Genomic DNA, 26,669 nt, shown 5'->3' with positions numbered 1-26,669 from the left:
CGCTTAATGATCGATTTGGCACACGTTAAACACGCTGCTGGCCAAACACCCTACAGTGTTCGCTGTCGGCAAACCACCGAGGCAACGCACCATGGGCATCCCGCTTCCGAATACCCCCGCCGCCTTGATCGACGTCGGTCGCATGCGTCATAACATCGCGCGCATGCAGGCGCATCTGGACGCGCTCGGCGTCAGGTTCCGGCCGCACGTGAAGACCACCAAATGCCAGCATGTCGTCGACGCGCAGATCGCGGCCGGTGCGCAGGGCATCACGGTGTCGACGCTTAAGGAGGCCGAACAATTCTTCGCGGGCGGCGTACGCGACATCGTCTATGCGGTCGGGATGATTCCCGCCAGGCTCGGCCAGGCGCTCGCGCTGCGCCGGCAGGGCTGCGACCTGAAGATCGTCGCCGACAGCCTGCAGACCGCGCACGCCATCGCCGAATTCGGGCGCGAGCACGGCGAGCGCTTCGAAGTCTGGATCGAAGTCGACGTCGACGGTCACCGCTCGGGGATCGTGCCCGACGACGACCTGCTGATCGACGTCGGCCGCGCGCTGGTCGACGGCGGGATGACGCTTGGCGGCGTGCTCGCGCATGCCGGCTCCAGCTACGACTACGACACCCGCGACGCGCTGGTCGCGATCGCCGAACAGGAGCGCAGCCGGACCGTGCGCGCCGCGGAACGCCTCAGGGCCGCGGGGTTGCCCTGCCCGATCGTGAGCATCGGTTCGACGCCGACCGCGTTGTCCGCGGAGCACCTCGACGGCGTGACGGAAGTCCGCGCGGGCGTATACGTGCTGTTCGACCTCGTGATGCACAACGTCGGTGTGTGCGCGCTGTCCGACATCGCGCTGTCGGTGCTGACCACCGTCATCGGACACCAGGAAGAAAAAGGCTGGGCCATCGTCGACGCGGGCTGGATGGCGATGAGTCGCGATCGCGGCACGCAGCGGCAGGCGCGGGATTTCGGCTACGGGCAGGTGTGTACCGAAGACGGTGAAGTGCTCGGCGAGTACGTGATGAGCGCGGCCAACCAGGAGCACGGCATCGTGTCCCGCGCGGGAATGGCCGACACCGCGATCGCAAAGCGGTTTCCGATCGGCACCCGTTTGCGGATCCTCCCGAACCATGCATGCGCGACCGGTGCGCAGCACCCGGAATACCACGCGCTGGGCAGCGACGGCACCGTGCAGACCTGGCCGCGCTTCTACGGATGGTAGGACACCTGAAGGCGACGACCGGTGCAGCGGCGCATGTCGAACGACGAAACCGGCCACCGCACCCTCGCCCGATCGGAATTGACTATTTTTCCAAAACTATACAAACTTTAAAGATCGCGAATCGCATCGCATCCGACAGGCTCTCCCACCATGCCGACTGACGCCCACCTCCTTCTTCTCGACCGGGATGTCGTCGAACCGGCCCTTCAAGCCGAACCGGTGATGGCGGCGGTGCGCGAAGCCTTCGTGCTGCACAGTCGACGTGCGGGGCGCGTGTTCCCGGTCGTGCGCGAAAGATTGCACACCGGCGGCGTGTTCGGCATCAAGTCCGGCGACGTCGCGGGCCAGGATCTGCTCGGCTTCAAGGCAGCCGGTTTCTGGCCCGGTAATCGAACCCGGGGCGGCGAGCCGCATCAGGCGACGATCGCGCTGTTCGATCCGGCCACCGGCCGTCCGCTCTGCATCATGGACGGCAATGCGATCACCACCGCCCGGACCGGTGCGGCCGGCGGCCTCGGCCTGCAGGCGCTGGCACGCCGCGACAGTACCCGCATCTGCGTGTTCGGCACCGGCGTGCAGGCGCGCGTCCAGCTCGACTACGCGCTCAGTCTGCTGCCGCAACGGTGCTCGGTGCAGTATGTGAACGTCAGCGGCGAACCGGACGCGGTGTTCGAATCGGCATTCCGCGGACGTTGCGACATCCGTGTCGCACGGGACCGGAACGATGCCGTGGCCGACAGCGATGTGGTCATCACGGCAACGCCGGGCGGCGGCCCGCTGTTCGACGCGGACGCGGTTCAGCCCGGCACCCACCTGACCTGCGTCGGCGCGGACACCGCGGGCAAGCGCGAGCTTCCCGAAGGCGTATTGGCGCGCGCGCGCATTTTCGTGGACGATCACGAGCAGGCGCGCAGCATCGGCGAATGCCAATGGGCGCCCGATCTGCCGCGTGCTGAAATCGGCGACGTGCTGGCCGGCACCGTGCCCGTTGATCGATCGCCGGACGAGATCACCGTGTTCGACATGACGGGACTCGCGCTGCAGGACCTGACCGTTGCACGTTTCCTGTACCGGCAGGCCGTCGAAAACGACGCGGGACGTTCGATCCCGTGGCCGTGGTGAACGGCACTGCGTGCTATCTTCCATCGCCATGCGCCTATCCAGAGTTTCCGCCCTCTCGTTCGATCTCGACGACACGCTTTGGCCGTTCGGACCGTCCGTCGAACGGGCCGAGGCGTCGCTGCATGCGTGGCTGATCGCGCACGCGCCCGGTACCGCGAGCGTCGTGCCCACGTCGCAGGCACTGGGCCAGCTGCGCAACGAATACGAACGCTCGCGGCCGGACCTCGTCAGCGACTTTCGTGCGTTGCGCATCGGATCGATCCGGCTTGCGCTCGAACGCGCGAACGAAGACGTCACGCTGACCGACCGCGCGTACGACGTGTTCTATTCCATGCGAAACCAGGTCGAGTTCTTCGACGATGCGTTGCCGGCGCTCGAGTGGTTGAGCGCGCGATTTCCGCTGATCGCGGTGACGAACGGCAATGCGGACCTTCGGCTGACCGGCGGCGGCGAGTTCTTCCGCGAAACGCTCAGCGCGCGTGCGTGCGGGTTCGCGAAACCCGAGCCGGAAATCTTCCATGCGGCCGCCGCGAAACTCGGCGTGCCTGCGGCGGAACTGCTCCACGTCGGCGACGACTTTCACCTCGATATCGTCGGCGCGTTGAATGCGGGGCTGCAGGCAGCATGGGTCGTGCGCCACCCGGGGGCGGAAGCGGAGCACGCCGCGCGGCGTGCCCCGTCCCCACATCTGACCGTTCGCGACTTGTCGGCGCTGTGCCGTGCGCTCGGCGGCCCCGTCGACGCGTCGTAACCGCGAGCCCGCAAGGCTGCGAGTTCGCGCGGTCGAGGTCGATCACCCACATCGGCACGACCGACCACCCTTTCACGCCGCCTTGCGCGCGTCCGCGATCCGTTGCGGCGCCTTCGGTCGCGCATAAAGTCGCTCGAGATACGCGCGCAATTGCGGGAACGGTTCGATCAGGTGGCATTCGCTCGCCCAGTCGATCAGGTAGACCGTCACGCAATCGGCCACCGTCAACGCGTCGCCGACGATGAATTCGCGTCCTTCGAGATGCTTGTCGAGGATCGCGGCCATCGTCGCGAAATCCTCACGAGCCAGCTCGATATCGGCCGGCGAGCGCTTTTCGGGCGGGTAGAGGAACGAATGGCGCGTAATCCGCCACAGCGGCTGTTCAAGCTCCGTCACCGCGAACATCACCCACCGATAGGCCTGCGCGCGCAGCGCCAGATCGACGGGCAACAGCGCCTTCTCCGGGTACTTGTCCGCGAGATACAGCACGATCGCGGCCGACTCGGGAATCACCAGGTCGCCGTCCACGAGCACGGGCACCTTGCCGGCGGGATTGAGGCGCAGGAATTCGGGCCGCTTGTGCTCGCCCTCGAGCAGGTTGACCGACACGAACTCGAAATCCGCATCCAGTTCCTTGAGCCCCCAGAGCGCGCGTTGCGAGCGCGTGCCGGCGAATCCGTAAAGCTTCATCGCAATGTCTCCATCGATAATGTCGGGGAAAATCGCCGCGCGCAGGCGACGGCCCATCGGCCGCGACGACCGCGCACGCAGCGCCTGTCGCCGCTCACATGCCCGGCACCGCGAGCACCGGCATCACGTCTATCGCGTCGCCAGGGAACAGCGTGAAATGCGGATGGCCTTCGAACAGCGCGGCGGCCGCGTCGTGCGATGCGGCGCGCACGACGGTGAAGCCGCTCATCGCATTGGTGGTGTCCGTCACGCCGCCCGCGCCGATGGTCTTGGTCTTGCCGAGCGGCCCGCCGAGCTCGACGATCGCATCGCGATGCCGGTCGACCCACGCGTGCCACGCGGCGATCCCCTCGCGCTCCCGCGCACGCCGCTCGTCCTCGGGCAGCGCCATCCACGCCTTCATGCCCGGGCTACCCTTGCTGCCGAGGAATACCGCGAGATACAACTGTTGTTGCGCACTCATGCTTCCTCCGTCCGATGGCGGGAACGACGGGCTGCCGCTCCCCGCCCTTGACACAATAGGTTGATATCAACACAATTGCAACATGGCACGCAAAGAACAGCTCCCTTTCGAAACGACGCTGATGGTGCGCGATTGCTGCCTGTGCCTGCACATGCAGCGCGCGGCGCGTAATCTCGCGCGCATCTTCGACGATGTGCTGCGTCCGCTGGATCTCACCAACGGCCAGTTTTCGCTGTTGATGTCGCTGAACCGGCCACAGCCGGCCGCGATGAAATCGGTCGCGTCATTGCTCGCGATGGACCGCACCACGCTCACCGCCGCGCTCAAGCCGCTCGAGCGGCGCGGGCTGCTCACGATCACGCAGGATCCGGACGACAAGCGCAGCCGCCTGCTCGAACTCACGCCGGCCGGCCATCAGTTGCTGGCCGAAGCATTCCCGCTATGGCAGCAAACGCACGCCGAGATCGAACGGCCGTTCGCAGCGGGCGAAGTCGATGTGTTGCGCGGGCAGTTGCGCGCGCTGTCGGAGGATCCGGCTACGCGCGGCTGACGCGGCGCGCCATGCGGTGACAGCGGGCGCGCCGCAACGTGCAGCGTGCCCGCGCGCGTCAGTTCATCCAGATACGCCGGTTTCTCCCCGGTCCGAACAGCAGGCCGATCCGCGCTCGCGTCGATCGCCCGCATGCATCTCACTCGGCGAGCGCCGGCGCCACGCCCACCCGCTTCGGCACGCCGGTCACGATCGTCGCGACCGCCACGGCCAGCACCGCGGCCGCGCCCAGGAACACGCCGCCCGCGCCGTTCGCGTCGAACACGACGCCGCCCGCCGCCGCGCCCGTCGCGATCGCGAGCTGGATCGCCGCGACGATCAGCCCGCCCGCGCTTTCGGCCTCATCGGGCACGGTGCGCGTGACCCACGTCGACCATGCGACCGGCACGCCGCCGAACGCCATCCCCCACAACGCGACGAGCACCGCGTCGATCATCGGTGCGCGGCCGAGCGCGACGAGCGCGACGCCGAGCACGACCATCAGCGCGGGCATCCCGATCAGCATCGGCCGCAGCCGGTGTTCGAGCACGCGGCCCGCGAGCGACGTGCCGACGAAATTGGCAATGCCGTAGCCGAGCAGGATCGCCGACAGCCCGTTCACGCCAACGCCGGCGACCTGTTCGAGGAACGGCCGCAGATACGTGAAGAACGCGAAATGACCGGTGAACACGAGGATCGTCGCGAACATCCCGAGGCCGACGGTCGGCCGGCGCAGCACGTCGACGAGCGTGCGCAGCCGCGTCGTGCCGCTCGGCGGCATGGACGGCAGCGTCATCACCTGCGACGCGAACGCGAGACCGCCGAGCCCGGCCGCGATCAGGAACACGTTGCGCCAGCCGATCAGGTGCCCGAAATAACTGCCCATCGGCGCGGAGGCGATCGTCGCGACCGCCACGCCGCTGAAGATGATCGACAGCGCGCGCGGCACCATCGCCGTCGGCACGAGCCGCATCGCGGTGGCGGTCGCCATCGTCCAGAAGCCGCCGAGCGCGACGCCGAGCACGACGCGGCCGATCAGCAGCGTCGTCAGGTCGGGCGCGAACGCGACCGCGAGATTGGACGCGACGAGCAGCACCGAGAATGCGAGCAGCACGCGCCGGCGGTCGATCGTGCGCGTCAGCGCCGAGATCAGCAGGCTCGTGACGAGCGCGACCGTCGCGGTGGCCGTGACGGCCTGGCCGGCCACGCCTTCGGTCACGCCGAGGCTGTCGGCCATCGGCGTGAGCAGGCTCGCGGGCAGGAATTCGGCGGTAACGAGACCGAACACGCCAAGCGTCATCGCGAAGACAGCGCCCCAGGCCGGCTCGCGGGGGGCCGCCGTGGTGGCGGCAGAGGAGATTCCGGGATTCATGCGTCGTTCCGAGTCGTGTAGGGAAAATACTGATGACGGCGTATCGTAAGGAACGACGACAGGACGGTCTATGACATACAATCCGTTCTTATTGATCGATCGTCCGAATTTCGCGATGTCCGAGCCCCTGCTTCCTCCCGTCCCCGACGTGCACGACCTCGTCAGCGAGCTGCTGCTGGGGATGCGCCTGAGCGGCGTCCAGTACCGCCGCATCCAGGTCGCACGGCCGTTCGGGCTGAGCTTCGGCCAGGCGCCGGGCCGCGCGCAGTTCCATTTCGTCGGGCGCGGGCCCGTGCTGCTGCGCGACGAAGCCGGCGCAACGATGCGGCTCGAGGCCGGCGATGCAATCCTGCTGCCGCACGGGCGCATGCATGCGCTGGTGTCCGATCCAGACGCGCCGTGCCTCGAGATCCACGGCTTCGAAGCCGCGAAGATCTGCGATACGGTCGCATCGGTGGCATCGGCCGGCACGTCGCCCGCGGCCTGCGCAACGACGGAGCCGGGCGCCGGCGACGCGCTGATCTTCAGCGCATGCATGGAGCTCGACCTCGGCGGCATGCAGCCGCTGGTCGGCGCGATGCCCGAGTTCATGCACGTCGGCACGCTGCTCGCGCGCTACCCGGAAATCCGCCCGATGCTCGACGCGATGGAACGTGAATCGTGCTCCGAGCGCGCGGGCTTCGCCGGCATCCTCGCGCGGCTCGCGGACGTGGTCGCGGCGTTCATCGTGCGCGGCTGGGTCGAGTGCGGATGCGGCGACGCGGCGGGCTGGGTGCAGGCGCTGCGCGAGCCGAAGCTGGGCCGCGCGATCGTCGCGCTGCATCGCGACCCGGGCCGCAACTGGAGCGTCGCGGAGCTGGCCGCCGAAGCGGGCGTGTCGCGCTCGGTGTTCGCCGAGCGCTTTCTCGCGGCGACCGGGATGACGCCCGTGCGCTACCTGACCGAGCTGCGGATGCGGCTCGCCGCGCAGTGGATCGCGCGCGAGGGCGAGACGATCGAAGCCGTCGCGTACCGGCTCGGCTATGGTTCGCTGGCCGCGTTCAGCCGTGCGTTCAAGCGCGTGGTCGGCAGGCCGCCGGGGGCCGTGCGTGCGGACGGCGACACGCACGCCGACGTGTGACGTGTAACGCTTCGCGTGCAGCGCGGGGCCAAGCGAACGCCTGCCGAGTCACGCCGGCATCGCTCGATGCGCCGTCGCCCGTGACGATTGCGTTCAACCGCTGTGCGCGTCGAGCTTGTCCACCAGCGCCGTCGCGCACTCCACGGCCAATGCCGCGCACTGTTGCGCATCGACCGGCTCGCCGTTCGTCATCGCGCCCTGCACGATCCGGCCCAGCAATTCCTTCGCCAGGTCGGCGATCTCGTGTTCCCGTTCCGTCATGATGTCGCTCCTGCGCGCCGGCCGATGACGGCGACGCGCTCATTGCCGCTGCCCGCTCAATGCCCTTTCGCCCGCACAACGATCTGCGCCTGCGTGTCGCGTTCGATGCGTTCGAGCGACGCGCGCAGCGCCGTGAATTCGTCGGGCGTGCAGACCTGGCGGCCGAATTCGGCCGTCATCCGCCGCGTGACCTGCACGATGCGCGTGGCCGCATCGAACACGTAATGCGACGCGAAGTCGACGAAGCGGTCGTGCACGGCCGCATCGGTCGGCAGGTCGCTCACCGCAACGTCGGCCGGCAGCGCGATCTGGCCGGTCTCCTCGAAACGGCCGCCGATGCACGTCCACGGCTGCGTGCGTACGGGTTCGGCCAGCCAGCCCTCGACCTGCGTCGCGATGCCGCCCGTGAGGCTCGACAGCACGGGCACGGCGGTCGTGCCGTCCGGCCACACGAAGTGATCGAGCGTGCCGTCATACGTCACATCGAACGGGCCGCCCGTCGCACGGCGATCGCTCGTCGTGATCCGTGCGCTACCGCGCAGCCCGCTTTGCCGCAGGCGTTCGTTCGCGAGCTGCCGGATGCGGTCGGGCGCTGCGCGGCGAAACAGCGTGCGTTCGAGCTCGGCGGTCCAGCCGTCGTCCTCGACGAGCGCGTGAAACCGCGCGGCGCCCGGTTGCGCGGCATCGATCGCCACGCGCGCGGTGCGGCGCTTCGGCTGCACGGCGGGCGTGCGCGACAGCACGCCGGTGTCGACGAGCAGCGCCGGCCGATCCATCACGATTGGCGGCAGGTAGCCGAACGCGATGCCGGCCGTCGTCGTGTCGGCGTAGAGGCCGAGATCGGGCAGCCACGTGATCGCGTGATTGATCGCGCCGCCGCCGTAACCGGGCACCGACGGCAGCGTGTACACGGAGCCGAGATTGATCAGCACCGGTTCGCTGTGGATGCCGACCGCCGCGAGCAACGCGCCGAACAGCGCGACGTGGTCCTTGCAGTCGCCGTAGCGGTTGCGCAGGATGTCGGTCACGCGATGCGGCGCGGCGGCCGTCTCGCCGAGAAAGAGCGCGACGTAGCGCACGTTCGCCTGCACCCAGTCGTACAGGACGCGCGCCTTGTCGTGCGGATCCGCGGCGTCGGCGGTGAGCGCGCGTGCGAGTTGCACGACGGCCGGATCGTTCGCGCTCGGGTCGACGGCCGCGTTGCGGTAGCGCGCGGCGAACGCCGCGTGGTCGGGCAGTGTGGACACCATGAGCCGGTCGCCGTAGGTCGGGTAGCCGACCGCGCCGCTCTCGATGCGCTCGTAAGGGCCGTGCCGGTAGTCGAATTCGTAGCGCGTGCGGCCGTTCGCGGTCACGGGCGGCAGCGCGACGTAGCCGCGCGCGTCCGCGTGCAGCGTCATGTCGGCCGGCACGTCGAAGATCAGCCGCTGGTTCTCCACCGGCTCACGCGACGGCTCGACGTAGTAGCCGAAATAACCCGCGTTGACCGGCCTCGTGCGCGACTTGCGGAACGCGATGCGCGTGCCCGATCCGGCCTCGACACCCGGAAACACGACCGTGCGCAGCAACCCGTCCTGGAACGTCGGCGCGCCGGCCGAGCGCGGCTCCTGGACGTCGCGGATGCCGTCGGGGCCGACCGGATGCGCGACGCCGTCGCGATCGATCGTCTCGGCCGCGAGCAGGTCGACCTTCTCCAGGTTCTTGTCGAACCACACGTAGCGCTGCGCGACCGCATCGATGCCGTTCGCGTTGTTCGCGCGCAAGGTCGAATCGTCGTGCTCGTCGAGCGACCCGTCGTGCTGGATCACGAATTCGTGGACATCGCTGACGAGCGTGACGGGCGCTTCGTCGGCCACGTCGTTCGCTGCGTCCACGGCCGGGCCCGCGCCCGGCGTCGCACCGACGGCATTCGATGCGCCGAACGCGGCGGCGCATGCCAGCATCCAGCCGGCCAGGCCGACAGAAAAGCGCACCACATCGCACCTCGTCGCGGTTCAAGGAAAGCGCGGTCACGCAGCGGACAGGGCTGACCGCGCACCCCTCGTGTCGGCCAGTGTGGGCGCCGCATCCGCACGCGTCAAGCCGTTGCGCGCCGACCTACAATGAGACATGGAAGCGTCATCGCGTGCGGCCGCCGGCATCGGCTCGATCGCCGAACGACGGCGATGGATCGTCCGCTCGCGACGAGGAGGCACCATGGAAAACGGGATCGTGGAAATCGTCGTGCTGCTGGCGTTCGTCGCGCTCGCCGTGCTGTTCTTCGTCAAGCGTCCGGGGCGCGACCGGCTGAGGGCCAAATTCCGTCATCCGCCGCTGCGGCGGCCCAACCGCCCGCATCGGCATCATCAACCCTGACGGCTGCCACCGGCAGTCGCTCACGCGCTTGCCGCGCCACCGCTACCCGACGTTCATCGGCAGCAGCACCATCTGCTTGCCCTCGACATGCAGGCGCGCCTGCAACTCGACCGGTGTCTGGTTGTGCAGCCACGCGGTCAGGAAATTCACGCGCCTGAAGATCAGCTTGCTCGCGAAGCACACGGCGTTCGGATAGTCGTCGATCGTCGACGATGCGAGGTTCATGAATTCCACGACGGGATTCGTACCGAACGCGATCCGGTAGTCGGCGGCGATGCCGTGGCGGCGACAGTGCGCGACGTAGTATTCGAGCGCTTCGGTGATCGAGTGCCGCAGCCGCTCGAGATGTTCGTGCCCGTCGTACGCCTTCGCATCGACCTCGCCGACCGCGAGGAAGATCACGTTGCGGAAGTGCCCGGGAAACAGCCGGTTGACCCACAGCAGCGCATGCATGCTCGCGCCGCGATGCTTGCCGACCAGCAGCACGGCCGTCGGTTGCGATGGATCGGGCTTGCCGGGCGCGGTCGCTTCGTCGACTTCCGGCGGCGCCCCCGAGAACAGCGCGTCCTCCTTCGCGAGCTGCGCGCGCGTGTACGCGTAGTGGCGGTTGATCATGAAGCACAGCGCGATCACCGCGCTCGTCACGAGCACCGTGAGCCAGCCGCCGGCCGTGAACTTCTCGACCAGCGTGATGACGAGCACGGTCGCCGTCACGGTCAGCCCGAGCGCGGACAGGAAGAAATGCTTGAACCAGCCGCGCTCGCTGCGATGGCGCCACCAGTACGTGCATAGCCCGAGCAGCGACATGCTGAACGTGAGGAACACGTTGATGCTGTACAGCACGACGAGCACGTCGACGCTGCCGTGCGTCCACAGCAGGATCAGCAGGCTCGACAGGCCGACGACGATGATGCCGTTCTGCCGCACGAGGCGCGTCGACAGGTCGCGGAAATGGCGCGGCACCCACGAATCGGACGCCATGTTCGACAGCACGGCCGGGCCGTCGAGAAAGCCCGTCTGCGCGCCGACCATCAGCAGCCCGGCCTCGAACGCGAGCACGGCCGCGAGCAGCGCGTGGCGCGCGAATGCCGAGCCGAGCCCGAGATGGTCGATCACGCTGCCGAACACGACCGCGTTGAGCGTCTGGCCTTCGACCGGCCGCGCGTGCCACAGCATGTACAGCAGGATGATGCCGCCTGCCGTGAACGCGAGCGACGTCGACATGTACCACATCGTCACCTTGCCGTTGGGCACGCGCGGATCGGCGAGCATGTTCACGTTGTTCGACACGGCCTCGAGGCCCGTATAGGTGCCGCCGCCGAGCGAGAACGCGCGCATCAGCAACGCGAGCATCACGAACACCCCGAGCGACTGCGACATCCCGTGCGCCTCGTGCACGGCATCGGGCACGATCGTCGCGAGGTTGCTGCCGTGCACGGCGACGCCATACACGATCAGCCCGAAGTGCAGAACGACGAAGCCGATGAAGATCGGCAGCAGCACCATGATCGATTCGCGCATCCCGCGGAAGTTGAGCCCCGTCATCAGCAGGATCAGCACGATCTCGGTCGTGAGCTTGAACGCCTGCGCGCTCACCGGCAGCAGGCTGAAGAACGCGTCGACGCCGCTCGCAAGCGAGGTCGCGACGGTCAGCACGTAGTCGACCAGCAGCGCCGCGCCCGACACGAGCCCCGGCTTCGCCCCGAGCAGCGCGGTCGAGACGCGGTAGCCGCCGCCGCCGGTCGGGAACAGCTCGATCACCTGGTTGTAGCCGAGCGCGATGATGAACACGGTCGCCGCGGTGGCACACGCGAGAAACAGCGCGAGCGGCGTGTGGTGCGCGAGCGCGAGGAACGCCTCCTCCGGGCCGTAGCACGACGACGACAACCCGTCGGCGCCGAGCCCGACCCAGGCCAGCAACGGCGTCACGGCGATCGCGTGGCGCGTGCGCGGATCGAGCGGGTCCAGCGGCTTTCCGACGAGCAGCTGCCACATCTTCTGGAATGCGGTCATGGTCTCCTCCCGGAACGCCGGGCGCGGCGGCGTCATCCTCTAACGCTAGCCGACGCCCGGCCGCCGCACCAGTCCGCACATTCCATGAGACGCGACCGACGGCGCGGCGCCGCTTTCAACGCGTAAGCGACCGGCATGTCGCGCCGCCCCTCGGCCGCGTAACCGCACCGGCCGACGGCCTGGTCGCGCGAACGCTCACCGCATCGTCACACCGACCACCCTCACCGCCGCGCGCCCCGGACGCCGCGCCCAATCCCGGCCTTCCTCGTCGTCGTTTTCCCGCCGAACGATCACATCGATTGCGTCATTCGCATGGCTCGCACGGTTCGCGCCGAACGCGCTGCCCACTCGCGTCCCGTTCATGCGTTGCTCCGCGCAATTCGACATTTGTGCGCGCGCAACAATGGCGGTGCCTCGCGGCCGGCGCCGCCCGGGGGCATGTTTCCACGACGCCGGCCGCGGCGGTTCCTGAAAACCACATCTCACGAGGACATACCATGCAACTCCAATCCCATCCGGCGTGCCGTCCGTTTTACGAAGCCGGCGAACTCACGCAACTGACCGCGTTCTACGAAGAAGGCCGCAACGTCATGTGGATGATGCTGCGATCGGAGCCGCGGCCGTGTTTCAACCAGCAACTCGTCACCGACATCATCCATCTCGCGCGCGTCGCACGCGACTCGGGCCTGCCGTTCGACTTCTGGGTGACGGGCTCGCTCGTCCCCGAGCTGTTCAACGTCGGCGGCGACCTGAGCTTCTTCGTCGACGCGATCCGCAGCGGCCGCCGCGACCAGTTGATGGCCTACGCGCGCTCGTGCATCGACGGCGTGTACGAGATCTACACGGGCTTCGGCACCGGTGCGATCTCGATCGCGATGGTCGAGGGCAGCGCGCTGGGCGGCGGCTTCGAGGCCGCCCTCGCGCACCACTACATGCTCGCGCAGAAGGGCGTGAAACTCGGCTTTCCCGAGATCGCGTTCAACCTGTTCCCGGGCATGGGCGGTTATTCGCTGGTCGCACGGAAGGCGGACCGAGGGGTCGCGGAATCGCTGATCTCGTCCGGCGAGGCGCATGCGGCCGAGTGGTACGAGGATCGCGGGCTGATCGACCAGACGTTCGACGCGGGCGACGCGTATCTCGCAACGCGCACCTTCATCGACGTGATGAAGCCGAAGCTGAACGGCATCCGCGCGATGCTGCGCGCACGCGAGCGCGTGTTCAATCTCACGCGTTCGGAGCTGATGGACATCACCGAGCAATGGGTTCACGCGGCGTTCACGATCGAGCCGAAGGATCTCGCGTACATGGAACGTCTGGTGATGCTGCAGAACCGGCGCGTGTCGAAGCTGCGCACGGTGTGATGTGAGCGAAGCGCCGCCGCGAAAGCGGCGGCGCCCGTCATGCGGTGGAGCTCAGGCGATCAGCCTGAGCTTTCTCGTTTCCGCGAGCCAGGCCTCGAACGCCTGGGCCGGCATCGGCCGCGCGAAGTAGAACCCCTGCGCGTGATCGACGTTGATCTGTTTCAGGAATTCGGCTTCCGCGTGCGTCTCGACACCTTCGGCGACCACCGAGAAACTCAGCGCCTTCGCGAGCGACACGACCGAGCGCACCAGCGCCTGCGAGCGCGGGTTGCGGTCGATGCCCGTGATGAAGGTGCGATCGAGCTTGATCGAATCGAGCGGCAGCCGCGACAACTGCGACAGCGACGAATAGCCGGTGCCGAAATCGTCGAGGTGAATCTCCGCGCCGAGCTGGCGGAACTGCTTCATCAGCTCGTGCGCCGACTCCTCGTCCTCGATGAAGCTGCTTTCGGTGAGCTCGATGTCGACGAGGCTCGGCTTCAGCCCCGCGCCGTCGAGGATCGACGCGAACTGGTCGACGATGTTCATGTCCTGCAACTGCCGCGCCGACACGTTCACCGCGATCCGCACGCCGAGCCCCTTCGCCTTCCACGCGGCGGCCTGCGCGGCCGCGGTGCGCATCACCCAGCGGCCGAGCGGCCCGATCAGCCCCGACTCCTCCGCGAAACGGATGAACTCGATCGGCGCGACGAGCCCGCGATCCGGCGACTGCCAGCGGATCAGCGCCTCGACGCTGTGCACGTCGCCGGTCGCGATGTCGACGACCGGCTGGTAGTGCAGCACGAACTGCTCTTCCTCGAGCGCCTTGCGCAGGTTCGTGTCGAGCCACATGTACTTCGCGACCTTCTGGTTCATCTCCAGCGAGAACACGCGGTACGTATGCTTGCCCTCTTCCTTCGCGACGTACATCGCGGTGTCGGCGCTGCGGATCAGCGTTTCGAGCGAATCGCCATGCTGCGGATACATCGCGATGCCGATCGAGCAGCTCGTGTAGACCTCCACCAGCCCGAGGTGGATCGGCGTACGCAGCCGCTCGAGGATGATCTGCGCGGTCGCCTCGAGCAGCGGCCGCGTGCCGTGCTCGAACAGCACCAGGAATTCGTCGCCGCCGAGCCGCGCGAGCGTCGCGCCGGACGGCAGGCAGCCGCCGATGACCCCGGACACGTCCTGCAGCAGGCGATCGCCGGTGATGTGCCCGTAGTGGTCGTTGACGCGCTTGAAGTTGTCGAGATCGAGGAACAGGATGCCGACCTGGCCGCGCACGTCGGTGCGGTCCGCGGCCAGCGCGACACGAATGCGCTCGCTGATTGCATGACGGTTCGGCAAGCCGGTCAGCACGTCGGTATTCGCGAGCTCGGTGAGCCGCTGCTGCGCTTTGCGCTCCTCGGTGACATCGATGCCCGAGCAGATCAGATATTGCTCGTCGACGCCGCTGCCGCTCTGCACGAACTTGTTGCGGAACTGGAACAGGCGCGGGCCGTTGACCGTGTTGATGTAGCGCTCGACCGCGAACGAGCGGTTGCTCGCGAAAAAGCCGGTGATGTTGCTGCGTGACTGCGCACCCTGCTCGGGACTCATGAACAGCTCGAACGCGCTGCGGCCGATCACGTCGACCTCGCGCTTGCCCGTCACTTCCTCGCACAGACGGTTGAAGCGCTGCACCATGCCGTTGCGGTCGAGGATCACGACGAGCGAATTCACTTCGGACACGACCTGCTCGGCGAACGCGAGCCCGTGCGCGAGGTCGCTCGCGACGGACGCGGTATCGGAATAGGCGGAGGCCGTGCCGGCCCAATTGGCGGTATCGACCTTCCGGCCGACCAGATGGAGGCTGACCGGATCGCCGAACAGCGCGAGTTCGAGCACGAGGTGCGACGTGACGCCGGTCAGCACGCGGATCCGCGCAGCCTGCTCGCCGGTCAGTGCCACCGCGACATTGGTCAGGCCGCGAACGGCGGCCAGTTCGAGCGCATTGCTGTCGCTGCCGAGACGCCAGCATGGGCTACGCGTACCGAGATGCGCTTCGAGCACGGCGCTATCGTTTTCGTCATCCATGGACACGCCCCGATCCAGAAAAAACGCACAGTGTAGACGGAGGCGAGCCGGCCGCCACCGATCCCCGGGCGCGCTGCATGCGTACCCGGCGGGGCAGTCGTGATGACTGTGCCAGCGGCCCTCGTTCCGTACTTGTTTCCAACCAATGCGAACCGGCGTTCGCGCATGTCGCGCGCAGGTTTCCAAGCGAATGATGGAAGCCATCTTATCAAATGACGACAAGGATTGGCACTCACATTTGACACGGGGTGTCAAGGAATCGGCACTCGATTGGCACGCGGGATTTTTCGTGATCGGCGACCGGCGCGCGGGTGCTCGCAGCGGCCCTGAGCGGGGCCGGCGGATCCCTCGGCGCGCCTTGCCAGGCGGGCGTTTGCGGGAAATCGCCATCGCCCGTCAACGATCTGCCCCCAATGGCGTTCTCGCGGGGTCGGATCGCATTGGGCGGCACGCGGAATGGGGAATTTCCATTTCCGTTCATGCGGGAATCCGCGTCATTATTCCCATGACTCGTGCAATAGCGGGCCGATTAGTGCGAGCGACTATATCGCCGCCTCGCGCAGGCACGGCGGCGGCATGTGATGGAACCGGTGCGATTACCCGGCCGCCACGCGCAAAAACCGTCCGGCGGGCACGCCGCCGCACCGCTTCCGCGCGTTGCATTGCCTCGCCGCGCCGCTCAGCCCGCCGCGCCGTAACCGCCGCCGCCCGGCGTTTCGACGACGAACACGTCACCCGGCGCCATCTGCGCGCGGCCGACGTGCTCGAGCGTCTCGACCGTGCCGTCCGCCCGCTCGATCGTGTTGCGGCCGAGCGCGCCGGCCTCGCCGCCCGCCGCGCCGAACGGTGCGTGGATCCGGTTGTTCGACAGGATCGACGCGGTCATCGGCTCGAGGAAGCGGATCCGCCGCACCGCGCCGTCGCCGCCGCGCCAGCGCCCGCCGCCGCCGGAGCCCGCGCGCAGCCGATGCGAGTCGAGCCGCACCGGGAAGCGCCACTCGAGCACCTCCGGGTCGGTCAGCCGCGAGTTCGTCATGTGCGTCTGCACCGCGCCGACGCCCGCGAAACCGTCGCCCGCGCCGCTGCCGCCGGCGATGGTCTCGTAGTACTGGTAGCGATCGTTGCCGAACGTGAAGTTGTTCATCGTTCCCTGGCTCGATGCGACGCAGCCGAGCGCGCCGTACAGCGCATTGGTGATCGCCGACGACGTCTCGACGTTGCCCGACACGACCGCCGCCGGATACTCGGGGTTCAGCATCGAGCGCGCCGGCACGATCACCGTCAGCGGCTTCAGGCAGCCGGCGTTCAGCGGGATGTCGTCGCCGACCAGCGTACGGAACACGTACAGCACCGCGGCCATGCAGACGGCCTTCGGCGCGTTGAAGTTGTTATCGAGCTGCGCGGACGTGCCGGTGAAGTCGATCTCCGCACGGCGCGCCGTGCGATCGACGCGGATCGCGACATGAATTTCCGCGCCGTTGTCGAGCGGATAGCGGTACGCGCCGTCCTGCAGCGCACCGATCACGCGCCGCACCGCCTCCTCGGCGTTGTCCTGCACGTGTCGCATGAACGCGAGCACGACGTCGCGGCCGAACTGCTCGACCATCCGCCGCAGTTCGTCGACGCCCTTCTGGTTCGCCGCGATCTGCGCGCGCAGATCGGCCATGTTCTGCTCGACGTTGCGCGCCGGATAGCGGCCCGACGCGAGCAGCGCGCGTGTGTCGGCATCGCGCAGCGCGCCCGCCGACACGAGCTGCCAGTTGTCGATCAGCACGCCCTCTTCGTCGATGTGCGTCGAATCGGGCGGCATCGAGCCCGGCGTGGTGCCGCCGATGTCCGCGTGGTGGCCGCGCGAGCCGACGTAGAACAACGGTGTGTCCGAGCCGTCCGCGAACACCGGCGTGATGACGGTCACGTCCGGCAGATGCGTGCCGCCGTGATACGGGTCGTTCAGCATGAACACGTCGCCGTCGCGCATGCGGCCGCGGTTGCGCTCGATCACCGTGCGGATGCTCTCGCCCATCGAGCCCAGGTGCACGGGCATGTGCGGCGCGTTCGCGATCAGGTTGCCGTCGCCGTCGAAGATCGCGCACGAGAAGTCGAGCCGCTCCTTGATGTTCACCGAATACGCGGTGTTCTGCAGCCGCAGCCCCATCTGCTCGGCGATCGACATGAACAGGTTGTTGAAGATCTCGAGCCGCACCGGGTCGGCGTCGGTGCCGAGCGAGCGGCGCGTCGGCAGCGGCGTCGTGCGCGTCAGCACGAGGTTGCCCTGCGCGGTCATCCGCGCGCGCCAGCCGGGTTCGACGACGGTCGTGCCGTTCTTCTCCGCGACGATCGCGGGGCCATCGATCGCGTCGCCGGCGAGCAGCGTGTCGCGCACGTACAGCGCCGCGTCATGCCATTGGCCGCCGGAATAGAAACGCACGGCGCCGTGCGCGTGCGGCGCCGCGCCCTCGTCGCGCGGCACGAGCGGTGCGATCTCGACCGGCGCATCGGAGCGGCCGATCGCCTCGACCGATGCCAGTTCGGCGACCAGCGGCGTGCCGGGCATCAGGAACGCGTAACGCTGCCGGTACGCGGCTTCGAACGCCCGCTGCATCGCCGCGACGCTGCCGGCCGGCACGTCGAGCGCGGAATCGGTGCCCTGATAGCGCAGGTGCACGCGACGCTCGGTCGCGATGCGCTCCGGCGGCACGCCCTGTTCGAGCAGCGCGCCGACGGCTTCGTCGGTCAGCCGGTCGAGCGCGGCATTCAGCGCCGGCAACGATTCATCGGACAGCACGGCCTCCACCGCGCGCTCGCGCATCGCGGTCTGGTCGGCAAGCCCCATCCCGTAGGCGGACAGCACGCCCGCGAGCGGATGTGCGAACACCTGCGTCATCCCGAGCGCGTCGGCCACGCCGCACGCGTGCTGGCCGCCCGCGCCGCCGAACGTCGTCAGCACGTAGCGCGACACGTCGTGGCCGCGCTGCACCGAGATCTTCTTGATCGCGTTCGCCATGCTGCCGATCGCGATTTCCAGGAACCCTTCGGCCAGCGCCTCGGGCGTGTCGCGCCGCCCGGTCGCCACGTGGATCTGGTCGGCGAGCGCGGCGAATTTCGCGACCACGGCGTCGCGGTCGAGCGGTTCGTCCGCATGCGGGCCGAATACGCGCGGGAAATGATCGGGCTGGATCTTGCCGAGCATCACGTTGCAGTCGGTCACCGTCAGCGGGCCGCCGCGCCGGTACGCGGCCGGCCCCGGGTTCGCGCCGGCCGATTCGGGCCCGACGCGCAGGCGCGCGCCGTCGAAACCGAGCACCGAGCCGCCGCCGGCCGCGACCGTGTGGATGCTCATCATCGGCGCGCGCATCCGCACGCCGGCCACCTGCGTCTCGAACACGCGCTCGAATTCGCCGTTGTAGTGCGACACGTCGGTCGAGGTGCCGCCCATGTCGAAGCCGATCACGCGGTCGAAGCCGGCCGCGCGCGCGGCGCGCACCATTCCGACGATGCCGCCGGCCGGGCCGGACAGGATCGCGTCCTTGCCCTGGAACGCATCGGCGCGCGTCAGGCCGCCGCTGCTCTGCATGAACTGCAGGTTCACGCCGGGCATCTCGTGCGCGACCTGCTCGACGTAGCGGCGCAGGATGGGCGACAGGTACGCGTCGACCACGGTCGTGTCGCCGCGCGACACCATCTTCATCAGCGGCGACACCTCGTGCGACACCGACACTTGCGTGAAGCCGATCCGGCGCGCGAGGTCGGCCAGCGCGCGTTCGTGCGCCGTGTAGCGATAGCCGTGGATGAGCACGATGGCCAGTGCCTGCACGCCCGAGTCGAACACGCGGCGCAACGCTGCTTGCGCACCCTGCACGTCGAGCGGCACGACGACGTCGCCGTGCGCGCCGATCCGCTCGTCGATTTCGACGACGGTCTCGTACAGCGCATCGGGCAGCACGATGTCGAGGTCGAACAGGCGCGGGCGGTTCTGGTACGCGATGCGCAGCACGTCGCGAAAGCCGCGCGTCGTCGCGAGCGCAATGCGTTCGCCCTTGCGTTCGAGCAGCGCATTGGTCGCCACCGTCGTGCCCATCTTCACCATGTCGACGCGTTCGGGCGTAATCGGCTCGCCGTCGGCGAGGCCGAGCAGGTGGCGGATGCCGGCCACGGCCGCATCGCGATACTGCTCGGGGTTCTCCGACAGCAGCTTGTGCGTGACGAGCGAGCCGTCGGGCCGGCGCGCGACGATGTCGGTGAAGGTGCCGCCGCGGTCGATCCAGAATTGCCAGCGCGCGGCGTCGGAGGAAACGGGGAAGATGTGTCGATCAGTCATGGCGATGAACTCGATGCGTCGTTGATTCGAAAGACGAGCGCCGCCGCACGGCGCGCGTCGCGCGCCGCGTGAGGGCTTCGATGAACAGGGAGTGGTAAAACGGTGGCGGGCGGGTGCGCGTTCAGGCAGCGTCGAGTTCGCGGCCGCGCGTCTCAGGCAGCGTCAGCGCCGCGACGATCACCACGCCGTACGCGGCGACCGCGAAGATGCCGATGCTCATGCCGAGCCCGTATTGTTTGGACAGCGCGCCGATCAGGAACGGGAACAGTGCGCCGATCGCGCGGCCGACGTTGTAGCAGAAGCCTTGCCCTGAGCCGCGCACGCGAGTCGGGAACAGTTCGGTGAGGAACGCCCCCATCCCGGAGAAGATGCCCGATGCGAAGAAACCGAGCGGGAAGCCGAGCCACAGCATTGACGCGTTGGTCAGGTTCAGCGACGTGTACGAGAACGCGATCACCATCGAGCCGACCGCGAACAGGATGAAGTTCGGCTTGCGGCCGAGGCGGTCGGTCAGGTATGCGCTCGTCAGGTAACCGACCCACGAGCCGAGGATGATCATCGCGAGATAGCCGCCGGTGCCCATCACGGTCAGGTGCCGCTCGGTCTTGAGGAACGTCGGCAGCCAGGTCGTGATCGCGTAGTAGCCGCCTTGCGCGCCGGTCGTCAGCAGCGCCGCGCGCAGCGTCGTCGACAGCAGCTTCGGCGCGAAGATCTCGGTGAGGCGCGGCGCGTCCGCCACCTTCGCCTGCGTGGCTTTCTCCTTCTCGTAGACGTCGGGCTCCTTCACGTAGCGACGGATCACGACCACCAGCAGCGCAGGCGCGAGGCCGACGAGGAATAGCGCGCGCCAGGCCTGCTCGGCCGGCAGCACCGAGAACAGCAGCGCATACAGCAGCGCGGACAGCCCCCAGCCGATCGCCCAGCCCGACTGCACGAGGCCGACCGCCTTGCCGCGATCGCGCGCGCGGATCACTTCGCCGATCAGCACCGCGCCGGCCGTCCATTCGCCGCCGAAGCCGAAGCCCATCAGCGCGCGCGCCGCGAGCAGCTGGTGGTAGTTCTGCGCGAGCCCGCACAGCGCGGTGAACACCGCGAACCACAGCACCGTCAGCTGCAGCGTGCGCACGCGGCCGATCCGGTCGGACAGGATGCCCGCCATCCAGCCGCCCGCCGCCGACGCGAGCAGCGTCATCGTGCCGATGAAGCCGGCGTCCGCCAGCGAGATGCCCCAGGTCGCGACGAGCGTCGGGATCACGAACGACAGCATCTGCGTGTCCATCCCGTCGAGCATGTAGCCAACCTTGCAGCTCCAGAACGCGCGTCGCTCGCGCGGCTGCGCGTCCGCATACCATCCGAACAGGCCGTTGCGCGCGGGGCCCGAGGGGTCGGCGGCGGGCGCCGCGAGGGTCTTGCTTTCCATGGTGAAGCTCCTGTCGAAATGTGCGGTCGAAACCGTGCGTGTCGTGCGTGTCGTGCGTGTCGTGCGTGTCGTGCGTGTCGTGCGTGTCGTGCGTGTCGTGCGTGTCGTGCGTGTCGTGCGTGGTGCGTGGTGCGTGGTGTGTCGTACGTCGTGCTAGCGATCGCCGGGCCGCGGCTGCGCGCCGCCCTCCGGTCGGGCGGATCGTCTGCGGTCGCGACGCGCCGCCGCGTCGGGGCCAGACCAGCAACCGTGCGGGCCGCCGGCGCCAGCCGGATCAGAACACGGCCAGCGACGCGTTCGTGATGTCCGTCATCAGCATGTAGCCGGGCGTATGCGCGATCGCGAGCGGCAGCTTCGCCTCCATCAGCGCGGTTTGCGGCGTCACGCCGCACGCCCAGAACACCGGCAGTTCGTCGTCGCGCACCGTCACCGCGTCGCCGAAATCGGGGGCGCCGAGATCGGCGATGCCGAGTTCACGCGGATGGCCGATATGGACCGGCGCGCCGTGCACGCCCGGGAACCGGCTCGTGATCTGCACCGCGCGGATCGCGTCGGCGCCGCGCAGCGGGCGCATCGACACGACCAGCTGGCCGCCGAAGATCCCCGCGCGGCGATTCGGAATCGACGTGCGGTACATCGGCACGTTGCGCCCCTCCTCGATGTGGCGCAACCCGATCCCTTCACGCGCCAGCATGTCCTCGAACGAGAACGAACAACCGATCGCGAACACGACGAAATCGTCGCGCCACAGCGCTTCGAGCGATTCGACCCGCCCGGTCAGGCGGCCGTCGCGGTATACGTTGTAGCTCGGCACGTCGGTGCGGATGTCGAGATCCTCGCCGAGCACGTCGAGCCGGAACGCGCCCGGTTCGCCCACGCCCAGCAGCGGGCACGCCTTCGGGTTCGCCTGGCAGAAGCGCAGGAAATCGTGCGCGTACGCGTCCGGCAGGATCGCGAGGTTCGCTTGCGCGAACGGGCCGCACTGGCCGGCCGTCGGGCTGCGGAATGCGCCGTTGCGTACGGACTGGCGGAATTCGGTAGGCGTCATGATGGTCGTTGGCAGATCGATATGTCGTCGGGATGACGGTTGCGTCAGCGGATACGGCGAAGAATAGAAAAGAAAAAATTTCGTCGCCAACGAGTTTTTTTGCACCGCGTGTATAGAATTTCTTAACGGATCTCGGGGTTTTCCCCGGTCCCGTTCACTTTTCTTCACCGGCAAGCTGCGCATCCACCGTCCGCCCGATCGCCATGAACACGCGTTTCCTCGAAACCTTCGTCACGCTCGCGAAGCTGCGCAACTTCCGCACGACGGCCGCCGCGCTGCACGCGACACCGGCCGCGATCTCGCAGCGCCTGAAGGCGCTCGAGGACGAATTGCAGACCGTGCTCGTCGATCGCGACAGCCGCGAGTTCCGGCTCACGCCGAACGGCGAATATCTGCTCGGCTATGCGAAGGCCGTCGTCGAGGCCACGCACGAGCTGCAGGCCGCCGCTGCCGGCGAAAGCGCGCTGCGCGGCAAGCTGCGGCTCGGCGTGATCGAGACGGTCGTGCACAGCTGGCTGCCGCATTACCTACGCCGCCTCGCCGCCGACTATCCGCAGCTGGAGATCGACCTGACCGTCGACGTCAGCGTCGTGCTGCAGCGCCGGCTGATGGCCGGCGAACTCGACCTGATCATTCGCGTGGAGGGCAGCGACGAGGCATCGGTCGTCTGCGACGCCCTCGCGAACTATCCGGTGCGCTGGATCGCGCGCGCGGGGCTGCTGCCGACCACGCGCACGGGCCTCGCACGGCAGGTGCTGCGCCAGCCGATCCTGACCTACGGTCGCGGCACCGCGCCCCACCGCGCGCTCGAGGACATCGTGCGCACGCTGGCGCACGCGCATGGCGTGCCGCTGTCGGAGACGCGCATCACCGGCTCGCCGTCGATCTCGGTGATCGTGCAGCTCGTGCGCGACGGCTACGGCGTGGCGGCAATTCCGGTGCTGTTCGTCGATGCGTTGATCGCCAGCGGCGAGGTCGTCGAGCTACCGCTGCAGCCGTCGCCGCCGTCGATCGTCGTGTCGATGTCGCGGCGGGCGGACGCGCCGAAGTTCGTGCATGGGGCGTCGATCGCGGCGCGGGCCGCTTGTCACGAGTATTGCGAGAAGAGCAACCGGTTGCTGGTCGAGGCGCTTTGAGGTGGTTCGACATCGCCGCGCGAATCGCACACAATCGCACTCGACACTTGTGACACCCGCTTCGCTTTGTGAATGCCGGCATGGCCGTCAGGCATTCATCGTTTCGCACGCCCCTGCACGACAAGAAACAAGAAGGCAGACATGCAGACTCGCACCGCTTCCCCCCCTTCCCTGAAACGCGCGCGCATCGTCGTCATCGCCGTGTATGTCGCGTCGCTGCTGCTGCCCGCGTTCGCCGAGCCGCCCAATGGGGCCGGTGCGGTGAGCTGGTGGCACGGCTACACGGTGCTCGCGCTCGGCTGGCTCGGGATGCTCGACCTGCAGTTCGCCTGGCTCGGCAATCCGCTGCTCGTCGCCGCGCTGGTCAAGCCGAACCGGACCGTGTCGGGGCTGCTCGGCGTCGTCGTGGTGCTCGCGCTCGCGTGGCACACGCTGCCGACCGACGCACGGGTCGAAACGATCAGCGATTTCGGATTCGGGTACTACCTGTGGATCGCGGCGATGGTCGGCGCGGCGGCATTGCCGTGGGTCGGTGAGCGCAAGATGAGAGGCGCTGTCGCGGCGGGCGAGGTTTCCGCCGCGGCCGAAAACGGCGCCGCCGATGCGTCGAATGCCGGCACGGTGCCGATCCGCTCGATCGGCAAGCCGGGCGGATGGACCGTCACCGCGACCGATACCCAGATCAGCGCAATCGACCCGCAAGGCGCGATACGCGGAATCGCGCTGTCCGCACTCGGCGCGGTGGCGATCGAGACTAACGACCAGGGGCCGTTCGTGTCCGACGTGTGGTGGATGCTGTTCGACACGCGCAAGCAGCTTGCCTGCGCGTTCCCGCAGGACGCGGAAGGCGCGAAGGCGGCGGTCGACCGGCTGCTCGACCTGCCCGGCATCGATCATCGCAAGGTGATCGACGCGCAGACGTCGGTACAGAACGCGATGTTCCCGATCTGGGAGCGCGCGACGCAGACGGACGCGCCGCGCGACGTCGCCCAGCAACGCGAAAACTGAACGGTGCGTCGTTCACGCGAACGTCCGGGAAGTGTGCCTGCTTCGCCTTCGCTTCCAGATGCGCGGGATGCCGAATCAACTGTTGCAGCGCGGCTTCCGATTCCCGGTAGCAAACGTTCCGGATCGGCCCCGCCTCGGTGTTCTCCCATGCCTCCTCGCCGAGGTAGCCGGGTGTCGAGCGATGCGTCGTCGCGACCGGCCTTGCCCGCGCATGCCCATTCGGCTTCGGTCGGCAGGTCGCGGCCGAACCTGTGCGCAAACGCGCGCGCGTGCGTCGTGGCTACGAAGCGTGGACGATGCGCTGCGGCACGCGCTCGCCGTCCGCGTCGTCCGACGCCAGCATGCGCGGAATCTCGTCAACGAGCGCATCGATGACGACGCGCACCTTCATCGGCACGTTGCGCGACGCCGGCCGCACCGCGAACACTTCGGCGCCCGACACGCTGTCGCTGTCCATCACGAGCGCGAGACGGCCGTCGCGCACGTACGGCGCCATCAGCCAGCACGGCAGCCACGCGAGGCCCGCGCCGGATGCCGCCGCGTCTGCGATCGCCTGCAGGTCGTCGAATCGCAGGCGGCCTGCCGGGCGATGGTCGTGCACCGCACCGTCCGCGCCGATGATGCGCCACGGCGTCGGCTGCCCGCCGCGCGAATAGGCGATGCCGTCGTGCAGTGCGAGTTCGTCGAGCCGCGACGGCCGGCCATGACGATCGAGATAGGTCGGCGACGCGCAGATGCCCATGCGCTGCACCCCAAGCTTGCGGCCAACCAGCGCGCTCGTGTCGGCCAGCGGGCCGATACGCACCGCGATGTCGAAGCCGTCGTTGACGAGATCGGCGACGCGATCCCTGAACGACACGTCGATTTCAAGCCGCGGATGGTGCTCGACGAGGCGCCGCACGACGGGCGCCACGCATTGCCGGCCGAACAGCACGGGCACGCTGACCCGCACGCGCCCGGTCGGCTCGCGCCGGCCCGCGTCGAGCGCGGCTTCCGTCTCGCCGAGTTCGGCCAGCAACCGCCGACACTGTTCGTAATAGACGAGCCCTTCGTCGGTCAAGCCGATCTGGCGCGTCGTGCGCTGCAAGAGCCGCGCGCCGAGCCGCTGTTCGAGCCGCGCGACGATCTTCGCAACAGCCGAGCGCGTCATGCCGAGGCGCAGCGCCGCCGCCGCGAAGCTGCCCGACTCCACGACGTCGACAAATTCGGCGATGCCTCTCAGCCGCTCGTCCATGCAATTCCGCTCCGGTGGGATGACAGGTTTGTGTCCGCCACGGCGACAATCGTTGGCCGAATTCTCGCCAATGCGTCCCGCTGCGCAACACTATGATAGTCCGGTCCATCTCGAAAAAGGAGTCGACATGCATGCATGGCAAATCAAACCGGGGGACGGCATTGCCGGGCTCCGTCGCGTCGACGCGACGCTTCGCCCGGTCGGGCCGACCGACGTCGTCGTGAAGATCCACTCGGCCGCACTGAACTATCGCGACCTGATGTTCGCGCGCGGCGACTATCTCGGCATCGGCACCGAAGCGCTGATACCCGTCGCCGACGGCGCGGGCGAAGTCGTCGAAACCGGTCGCGACGTCACGCGGTTCAAGCCGGGCGATCGCGTGATCAACACGTATTTCCCGCGCTGGATCGACGGGCCGCCCACGCCGCGGAAGGTCTCGGGGTCACCCGGCTCGCATTTCGACGGCGTGCTCGCGGAACGCTTCGTCTCCGACGAAACCGCGCTCGTCGCGATTCCCGCGCATCTCGACTACGACGAGGCGGCAACGCTGTCGTGCGCGGGCATCACCGCGTGGAATGCGCTGTTCGTCGACGGCGGGCTGGGACCGGGTGCGACGGTCGTGCTGCTCGGCACGGGCGGTGTATCGATCATCGCGCTGCAGCTTGCGCATGCGGCCGGACTGCGCACGATCGTGACCTCGTCGAGCGATGCAAAGCTCGAACGCGCCCGCGCACTCGGTGCGGACGCAACGATCAACTACCGCACGACACCCGAATGGCAGCATGAAGTGCTTCGGCTCACCGACGGTGCGGGCGCGGATCTCGTCATCGAAGTCGGCGGACGCGATACGCTCGCGCGCTCGGTCGCCGCGACGAAAATGGGCGGCATCGTATCGGTCATCGGCGGTCTCAGCAGCTTCGGCGGCCCGGAACTCGGGCTGCTTTCGCTGATCGGCGGCTTCAGGAAGCTGCACGGCTTCATGGTCGGCAGCCGCGCGATGCTCGACGACGTCGTGCGGCTCGTCGATGCAAAACGGATCAAGCCGGTGGTCGATCGCGTGTTCGGTTTCGACGAAGCGCCGCAGGCCTATGCCTGCCTGCAGTCGGGACAGCATTTCGGCAAGGTCGTGATTCGCGTCGCGTCGTGACGGATGAAGGCGGCGCACGCCGCCTTCTCCTCGCCGCACGCTTC

Annotated in this window: 22 protein-coding genes and 2 pseudogenes; 11 read left to right on the top strand and 13 right to left on the bottom strand. The window is 68.2% G+C overall.

Annotation, left to right across the window (positions count from 1 at the left end; genetic code table 11):
- Nucleotides 1-91: 91 nt before the first annotated feature.
- The 3 genes from LGM71_RS17015 (at nt 92) to LGM71_RS17005 (ending at nt 3,095) form a co-directional block, all read left to right on the top strand.
- Nucleotides 92-1,222: a DSD1 family PLP-dependent enzyme gene (locus LGM71_RS17015; RefSeq protein ID WP_124620760.1), complete on the top strand. Its 1,131-nt coding sequence runs from the start codon at nt 92-94 to the stop codon at nt 1,220-1,222.
- Nucleotides 1,223-1,372: 150 nt separating this feature from the next.
- Nucleotides 1,373-2,344 (top strand): ornithine cyclodeaminase family protein, encoded by a 972-nt coding sequence (locus LGM71_RS17010; protein ID WP_226115469.1) that lies wholly within the window; start codon nt 1,373-1,375, stop codon nt 2,342-2,344.
- A 28-nt stretch (nt 2,345-2,372) separates the two neighbouring features.
- Nucleotides 2,373-3,095 (top strand): HAD family hydrolase, encoded by a 723-nt coding sequence (locus LGM71_RS17005; RefSeq protein WP_226115468.1) that lies wholly within the window; start codon nt 2,373-2,375, stop codon nt 3,093-3,095.
- A gap of 72 nt (nt 3,096-3,167) precedes the next feature.
- Here the strand turns inward: LGM71_RS17005 and LGM71_RS17000 are convergent, their stop codons facing one another.
- Both LGM71_RS17000 and LGM71_RS16995 read right to left on the bottom strand, forming a co-directional pair.
- Nucleotides 3,168-3,785, bottom strand: a complete 618-nt coding sequence (locus LGM71_RS17000; RefSeq protein ID WP_059601195.1) for a glutathione S-transferase family protein — start codon at nt 3,783-3,785, stop codon at nt 3,168-3,170.
- A gap of 94 nt (nt 3,786-3,879) precedes the next feature.
- Nucleotides 3,880-4,248: a hypothetical protein gene (locus LGM71_RS16995; protein ID WP_226115467.1), complete on the bottom strand. Its 369-nt coding sequence runs from the start codon at nt 4,246-4,248 to the stop codon at nt 3,880-3,882.
- An 82-nt stretch (nt 4,249-4,330) separates the two neighbouring features.
- Here LGM71_RS16995 and LGM71_RS16990 point away from each other — a divergent pair, with 82 nt between their 5' ends.
- Complete coding sequence (locus tag LGM71_RS16990) at nt 4,331-4,798, top strand: MarR family winged helix-turn-helix transcriptional regulator (RefSeq protein ID WP_124620754.1); 468 nt, start codon at nt 4,331-4,333, stop codon at nt 4,796-4,798.
- A 139-nt stretch (nt 4,799-4,937) separates the two neighbouring features.
- Here the strand turns inward: LGM71_RS16990 and LGM71_RS16985 are convergent, their stop codons facing one another.
- Nucleotides 4,938-6,149 (bottom strand): MFS transporter, encoded by a 1,212-nt coding sequence (locus LGM71_RS16985; protein WP_226115466.1) that lies wholly within the window; start codon nt 6,147-6,149, stop codon nt 4,938-4,940.
- A 70-nt stretch (nt 6,150-6,219) separates the two neighbouring features.
- On the opposite strand from LGM71_RS16985, the gene LGM71_RS16980 reads away from it, so the two are divergent.
- On the top strand, nt 6,220-7,269 hold the full coding sequence (locus LGM71_RS16980; protein WP_226115465.1) for an AraC family transcriptional regulator: 1,050 nt from the start codon (nt 6,220-6,222) through the stop codon (nt 7,267-7,269).
- Between the two features lie 93 nt (nt 7,270-7,362).
- Here LGM71_RS16980 and LGM71_RS16975 read toward each other — a convergent pair whose 3' ends face one another.
- Together LGM71_RS16975 and LGM71_RS16970 are read right to left on the bottom strand one after the other, a co-directional pair.
- Nucleotides 7,363-7,530, bottom strand: a complete 168-nt coding sequence (locus LGM71_RS16975; protein ID WP_185633696.1) for a hypothetical protein — start codon at nt 7,528-7,530, stop codon at nt 7,363-7,365.
- A gap of 56 nt (nt 7,531-7,586) precedes the next feature.
- Nucleotides 7,587-9,473, bottom strand: a complete 1,887-nt coding sequence (locus LGM71_RS16970; RefSeq protein ID WP_226115554.1) for a DUF3857 domain-containing transglutaminase family protein — start codon at nt 9,471-9,473, stop codon at nt 7,587-7,589.
- Nucleotides 9,474-9,639: 166 nt separating this feature from the next.
- On the opposite strand from LGM71_RS16970, the gene LGM71_RS16965 reads away from it, so the two are divergent.
- Nucleotides 9,640-9,885: a hypothetical protein gene (locus LGM71_RS16965; RefSeq protein WP_226115464.1), complete on the top strand. Its 246-nt coding sequence runs from the start codon at nt 9,640-9,642 to the stop codon at nt 9,883-9,885.
- Between the two features lie 42 nt (nt 9,886-9,927).
- On the opposite strand, the gene LGM71_RS16960 is transcribed toward LGM71_RS16965, so the two are convergent.
- Nucleotides 9,928-11,898, bottom strand: a complete 1,971-nt coding sequence (locus tag LGM71_RS16960; protein WP_226115463.1) for an APC family permease — start codon at nt 11,896-11,898, stop codon at nt 9,928-9,930.
- Between the two features lie 497 nt (nt 11,899-12,395).
- Between LGM71_RS16960 and LGM71_RS16955 the strand changes: the two genes are divergently transcribed.
- The gene (locus LGM71_RS16955) at nt 12,396-13,259 is read left to right on the top strand and encodes a crotonase/enoyl-CoA hydratase family protein (protein ID WP_124620748.1); all 864 of its coding nucleotides are present in this window, start codon (nt 12,396-12,398) and stop codon (nt 13,257-13,259) included.
- A 51-nt stretch (nt 13,260-13,310) separates the two neighbouring features.
- Here LGM71_RS16955 and pdeR read toward each other — a convergent pair whose 3' ends face one another.
- The 3 genes from pdeR to LGM71_RS16940 form a co-directional block, all read right to left on the bottom strand.
- Nucleotides 13,311-15,314 carry a cyclic di-GMP phosphodiesterase gene (gene pdeR / locus LGM71_RS16950; RefSeq protein WP_226115462.1) on the bottom strand — a complete coding sequence of 668 codons (2,004 nt, stop codon included), beginning with the start codon at nt 15,312-15,314 and terminating at the stop codon, nt 13,311-13,313.
- A 679-nt stretch (nt 15,315-15,993) separates the two neighbouring features.
- Nucleotides 15,994-19,632: a hydantoinase B/oxoprolinase family protein gene (locus LGM71_RS16945; protein WP_226115461.1), complete on the bottom strand. Its 3,639-nt coding sequence runs from the start codon at nt 19,630-19,632 to the stop codon at nt 15,994-15,996.
- 121 nt (nt 19,633-19,753) lie between these two features.
- Nucleotides 19,754-21,052 (bottom strand): MFS transporter, encoded by a 1,299-nt coding sequence (locus LGM71_RS16940; RefSeq protein WP_226115460.1) that lies wholly within the window; start codon nt 21,050-21,052, stop codon nt 19,754-19,756.
- On the opposite strand from LGM71_RS16940, the gene LGM71_RS16935 reads away from it, so the two are divergent.
- A complete protein-coding gene (locus LGM71_RS16935; RefSeq protein WP_226115459.1) occupies nt 21,051-21,209 on the top strand; it encodes a hypothetical protein in 159 nt (52 codons plus the stop codon). The genes LGM71_RS16940 and LGM71_RS16935 overlap by 2 nt on opposite strands.
- 117 nt (nt 21,210-21,326) lie before the next feature.
- Here LGM71_RS16935 and LGM71_RS16930 read toward each other — a convergent pair whose 3' ends face one another.
- A complete protein-coding gene (locus LGM71_RS16930) occupies nt 21,327-22,100 on the bottom strand; it encodes a putative hydro-lyase (RefSeq protein ID WP_226115458.1) in 774 nt (257 codons plus the stop codon).
- Nucleotides 22,101-22,303: 203 nt separating this feature from the next.
- Between LGM71_RS16930 and LGM71_RS16925 the strand changes: the two genes are divergently transcribed.
- Entirely contained in the window at nt 22,304-23,236 is a 933-nt protein-coding gene (locus tag LGM71_RS16925) for a LysR family transcriptional regulator (protein WP_124901466.1), read from the top strand.
- A 141-nt stretch (nt 23,237-23,377) separates the two neighbouring features.
- Complete coding sequence (locus tag LGM71_RS16920) at nt 23,378-24,244, top strand: hypothetical protein (protein WP_124901467.1); 867 nt, start codon at nt 23,378-23,380, stop codon at nt 24,242-24,244.
- A 22-nt stretch (nt 24,245-24,266) separates the two neighbouring features.
- On the opposite strand, the pseudogene LGM71_RS16915 reads toward LGM71_RS16920, so the two are convergent.
- The 3 genes and pseudogenes from LGM71_RS16915 to LGM71_RS16910 form a co-directional block, all read right to left on the bottom strand.
- Nucleotides 24,267-24,428 (bottom strand): annotated as a pseudogene (locus LGM71_RS16915) (antibiotic biosynthesis monooxygenase); the annotation flags it as partial.
- Nucleotides 24,418-24,513, bottom strand: a pseudogene (locus tag LGM71_RS33415) (SUMF1/EgtB/PvdO family nonheme iron enzyme); the annotation flags it as partial. The pseudogenes LGM71_RS16915 and LGM71_RS33415, both read right to left, overlap by 11 nt.
- Nucleotides 24,514-24,524: 11 nt before the next feature.
- Nucleotides 24,525-25,478: a LysR family transcriptional regulator gene (locus LGM71_RS16910; RefSeq protein WP_226115457.1), complete on the bottom strand. Its 954-nt coding sequence runs from the start codon at nt 25,476-25,478 to the stop codon at nt 24,525-24,527.
- A 127-nt stretch (nt 25,479-25,605) separates the two neighbouring features.
- Between LGM71_RS16910 and LGM71_RS16905 the strand changes: the two genes are divergently transcribed.
- Nucleotides 25,606-26,625, top strand: coding sequence for a zinc-dependent alcohol dehydrogenase family protein (locus tag LGM71_RS16905; RefSeq protein ID WP_059601157.1), 1,020 nt, complete (start codon nt 25,606-25,608; stop codon nt 26,623-26,625).
- The last annotated feature ends 44 nt before the right edge of the window (nt 26,626-26,669 follow it).

The sequence above is a fragment of the Burkholderia sp. AU33545 genome (assembly GCF_020419685.1).
Taxonomy (GTDB): Bacteria; Pseudomonadota; Gammaproteobacteria; order Burkholderiales; family Burkholderiaceae; genus Burkholderia; species Burkholderia diffusa.
Note: the sequence above shows the minus strand (reverse complement) of the source record. Positions and strands in the feature narration are given on the sequence as shown.

Coding starts and splice junctions, on each gene's coding strand:
- LGM71_RS17015 (WP_124620760.1), top strand. CDS start 92: ATGGGCATCCCGCTTCCGAATACCCCCGCCGCCTTGATCGACGTCGGT.
- LGM71_RS17010 (WP_226115469.1), top strand. CDS start 1,373: ATGCCGACTGACGCCCACCTCCTTCTTCTCGACCGGGATGTCGTCGAA.
- LGM71_RS17005 (WP_226115468.1), top strand. CDS start 2,373: ATGCGCCTATCCAGAGTTTCCGCCCTCTCGTTCGATCTCGACGACACG.
- LGM71_RS17000 (WP_059601195.1), bottom strand. CDS start 3,785: ATGAAGCTTTACGGATTCGCCGGCACGCGCTCGCAACGCGCGCTCTGG.
- LGM71_RS16995 (WP_226115467.1), bottom strand. CDS start 4,248: ATGAGTGCGCAACAACAGTTGTATCTCGCGGTATTCCTCGGCAGCAAG.
- LGM71_RS16990 (WP_124620754.1), top strand. CDS start 4,331: ATGGCACGCAAAGAACAGCTCCCTTTCGAAACGACGCTGATGGTGCGC.
- LGM71_RS16985 (WP_226115466.1), bottom strand. CDS start 6,149: ATGAATCCCGGAATCTCCTCTGCCGCCACCACGGCGGCCCCCCGCGAG.
- LGM71_RS16980 (WP_226115465.1), top strand. CDS start 6,220: ATGACATACAATCCGTTCTTATTGATCGATCGTCCGAATTTCGCGATG.
- LGM71_RS16975 (WP_185633696.1), bottom strand. CDS start 7,530: ATGACGGAACGGGAACACGAGATCGCCGACCTGGCGAAGGAATTGCTG.
- LGM71_RS16970 (WP_226115554.1), bottom strand. CDS start 9,473: ATGCTGGCATGCGCCGCCGCGTTCGGCGCATCGAATGCCGTCGGTGCG.
- LGM71_RS16965 (WP_226115464.1), top strand. CDS start 9,640: ATGGAAGCGTCATCGCGTGCGGCCGCCGGCATCGGCTCGATCGCCGAA.
- LGM71_RS16960 (WP_226115463.1), bottom strand. CDS start 11,898: ATGACCGCATTCCAGAAGATGTGGCAGCTGCTCGTCGGAAAGCCGCTG.
- LGM71_RS16955 (WP_124620748.1), top strand. CDS start 12,396: ATGCAACTCCAATCCCATCCGGCGTGCCGTCCGTTTTACGAAGCCGGC.
- pdeR (WP_226115462.1), bottom strand. CDS start 15,314: ATGGATGACGAAAACGATAGCGCCGTGCTCGAAGCGCATCTCGGTACG.
- LGM71_RS16945 (WP_226115461.1), bottom strand. CDS start 19,632: ATGACTGATCGACACATCTTCCCCGTTTCCTCCGACGCCGCGCGCTGG.
- LGM71_RS16935 (WP_226115459.1), top strand. CDS start 21,051: ATGGTGAAGCTCCTGTCGAAATGTGCGGTCGAAACCGTGCGTGTCGTG.
- LGM71_RS16940 (WP_226115460.1), bottom strand. CDS start 21,052: ATGGAAAGCAAGACCCTCGCGGCGCCCGCCGCCGACCCCTCGGGCCCC.
- LGM71_RS16930 (WP_226115458.1), bottom strand. CDS start 22,100: ATGACGCCTACCGAATTCCGCCAGTCCGTACGCAACGGCGCATTCCGC.
- LGM71_RS16925 (WP_124901466.1), top strand. CDS start 22,304: ATGAACACGCGTTTCCTCGAAACCTTCGTCACGCTCGCGAAGCTGCGC.
- LGM71_RS16920 (WP_124901467.1), top strand. CDS start 23,378: ATGCAGACTCGCACCGCTTCCCCCCCTTCCCTGAAACGCGCGCGCATC.
- LGM71_RS16910 (WP_226115457.1), bottom strand. CDS start 25,478: ATGGACGAGCGGCTGAGAGGCATCGCCGAATTTGTCGACGTCGTGGAG.
- LGM71_RS16905 (WP_059601157.1), top strand. CDS start 25,606: ATGCATGCATGGCAAATCAAACCGGGGGACGGCATTGCCGGGCTCCGT.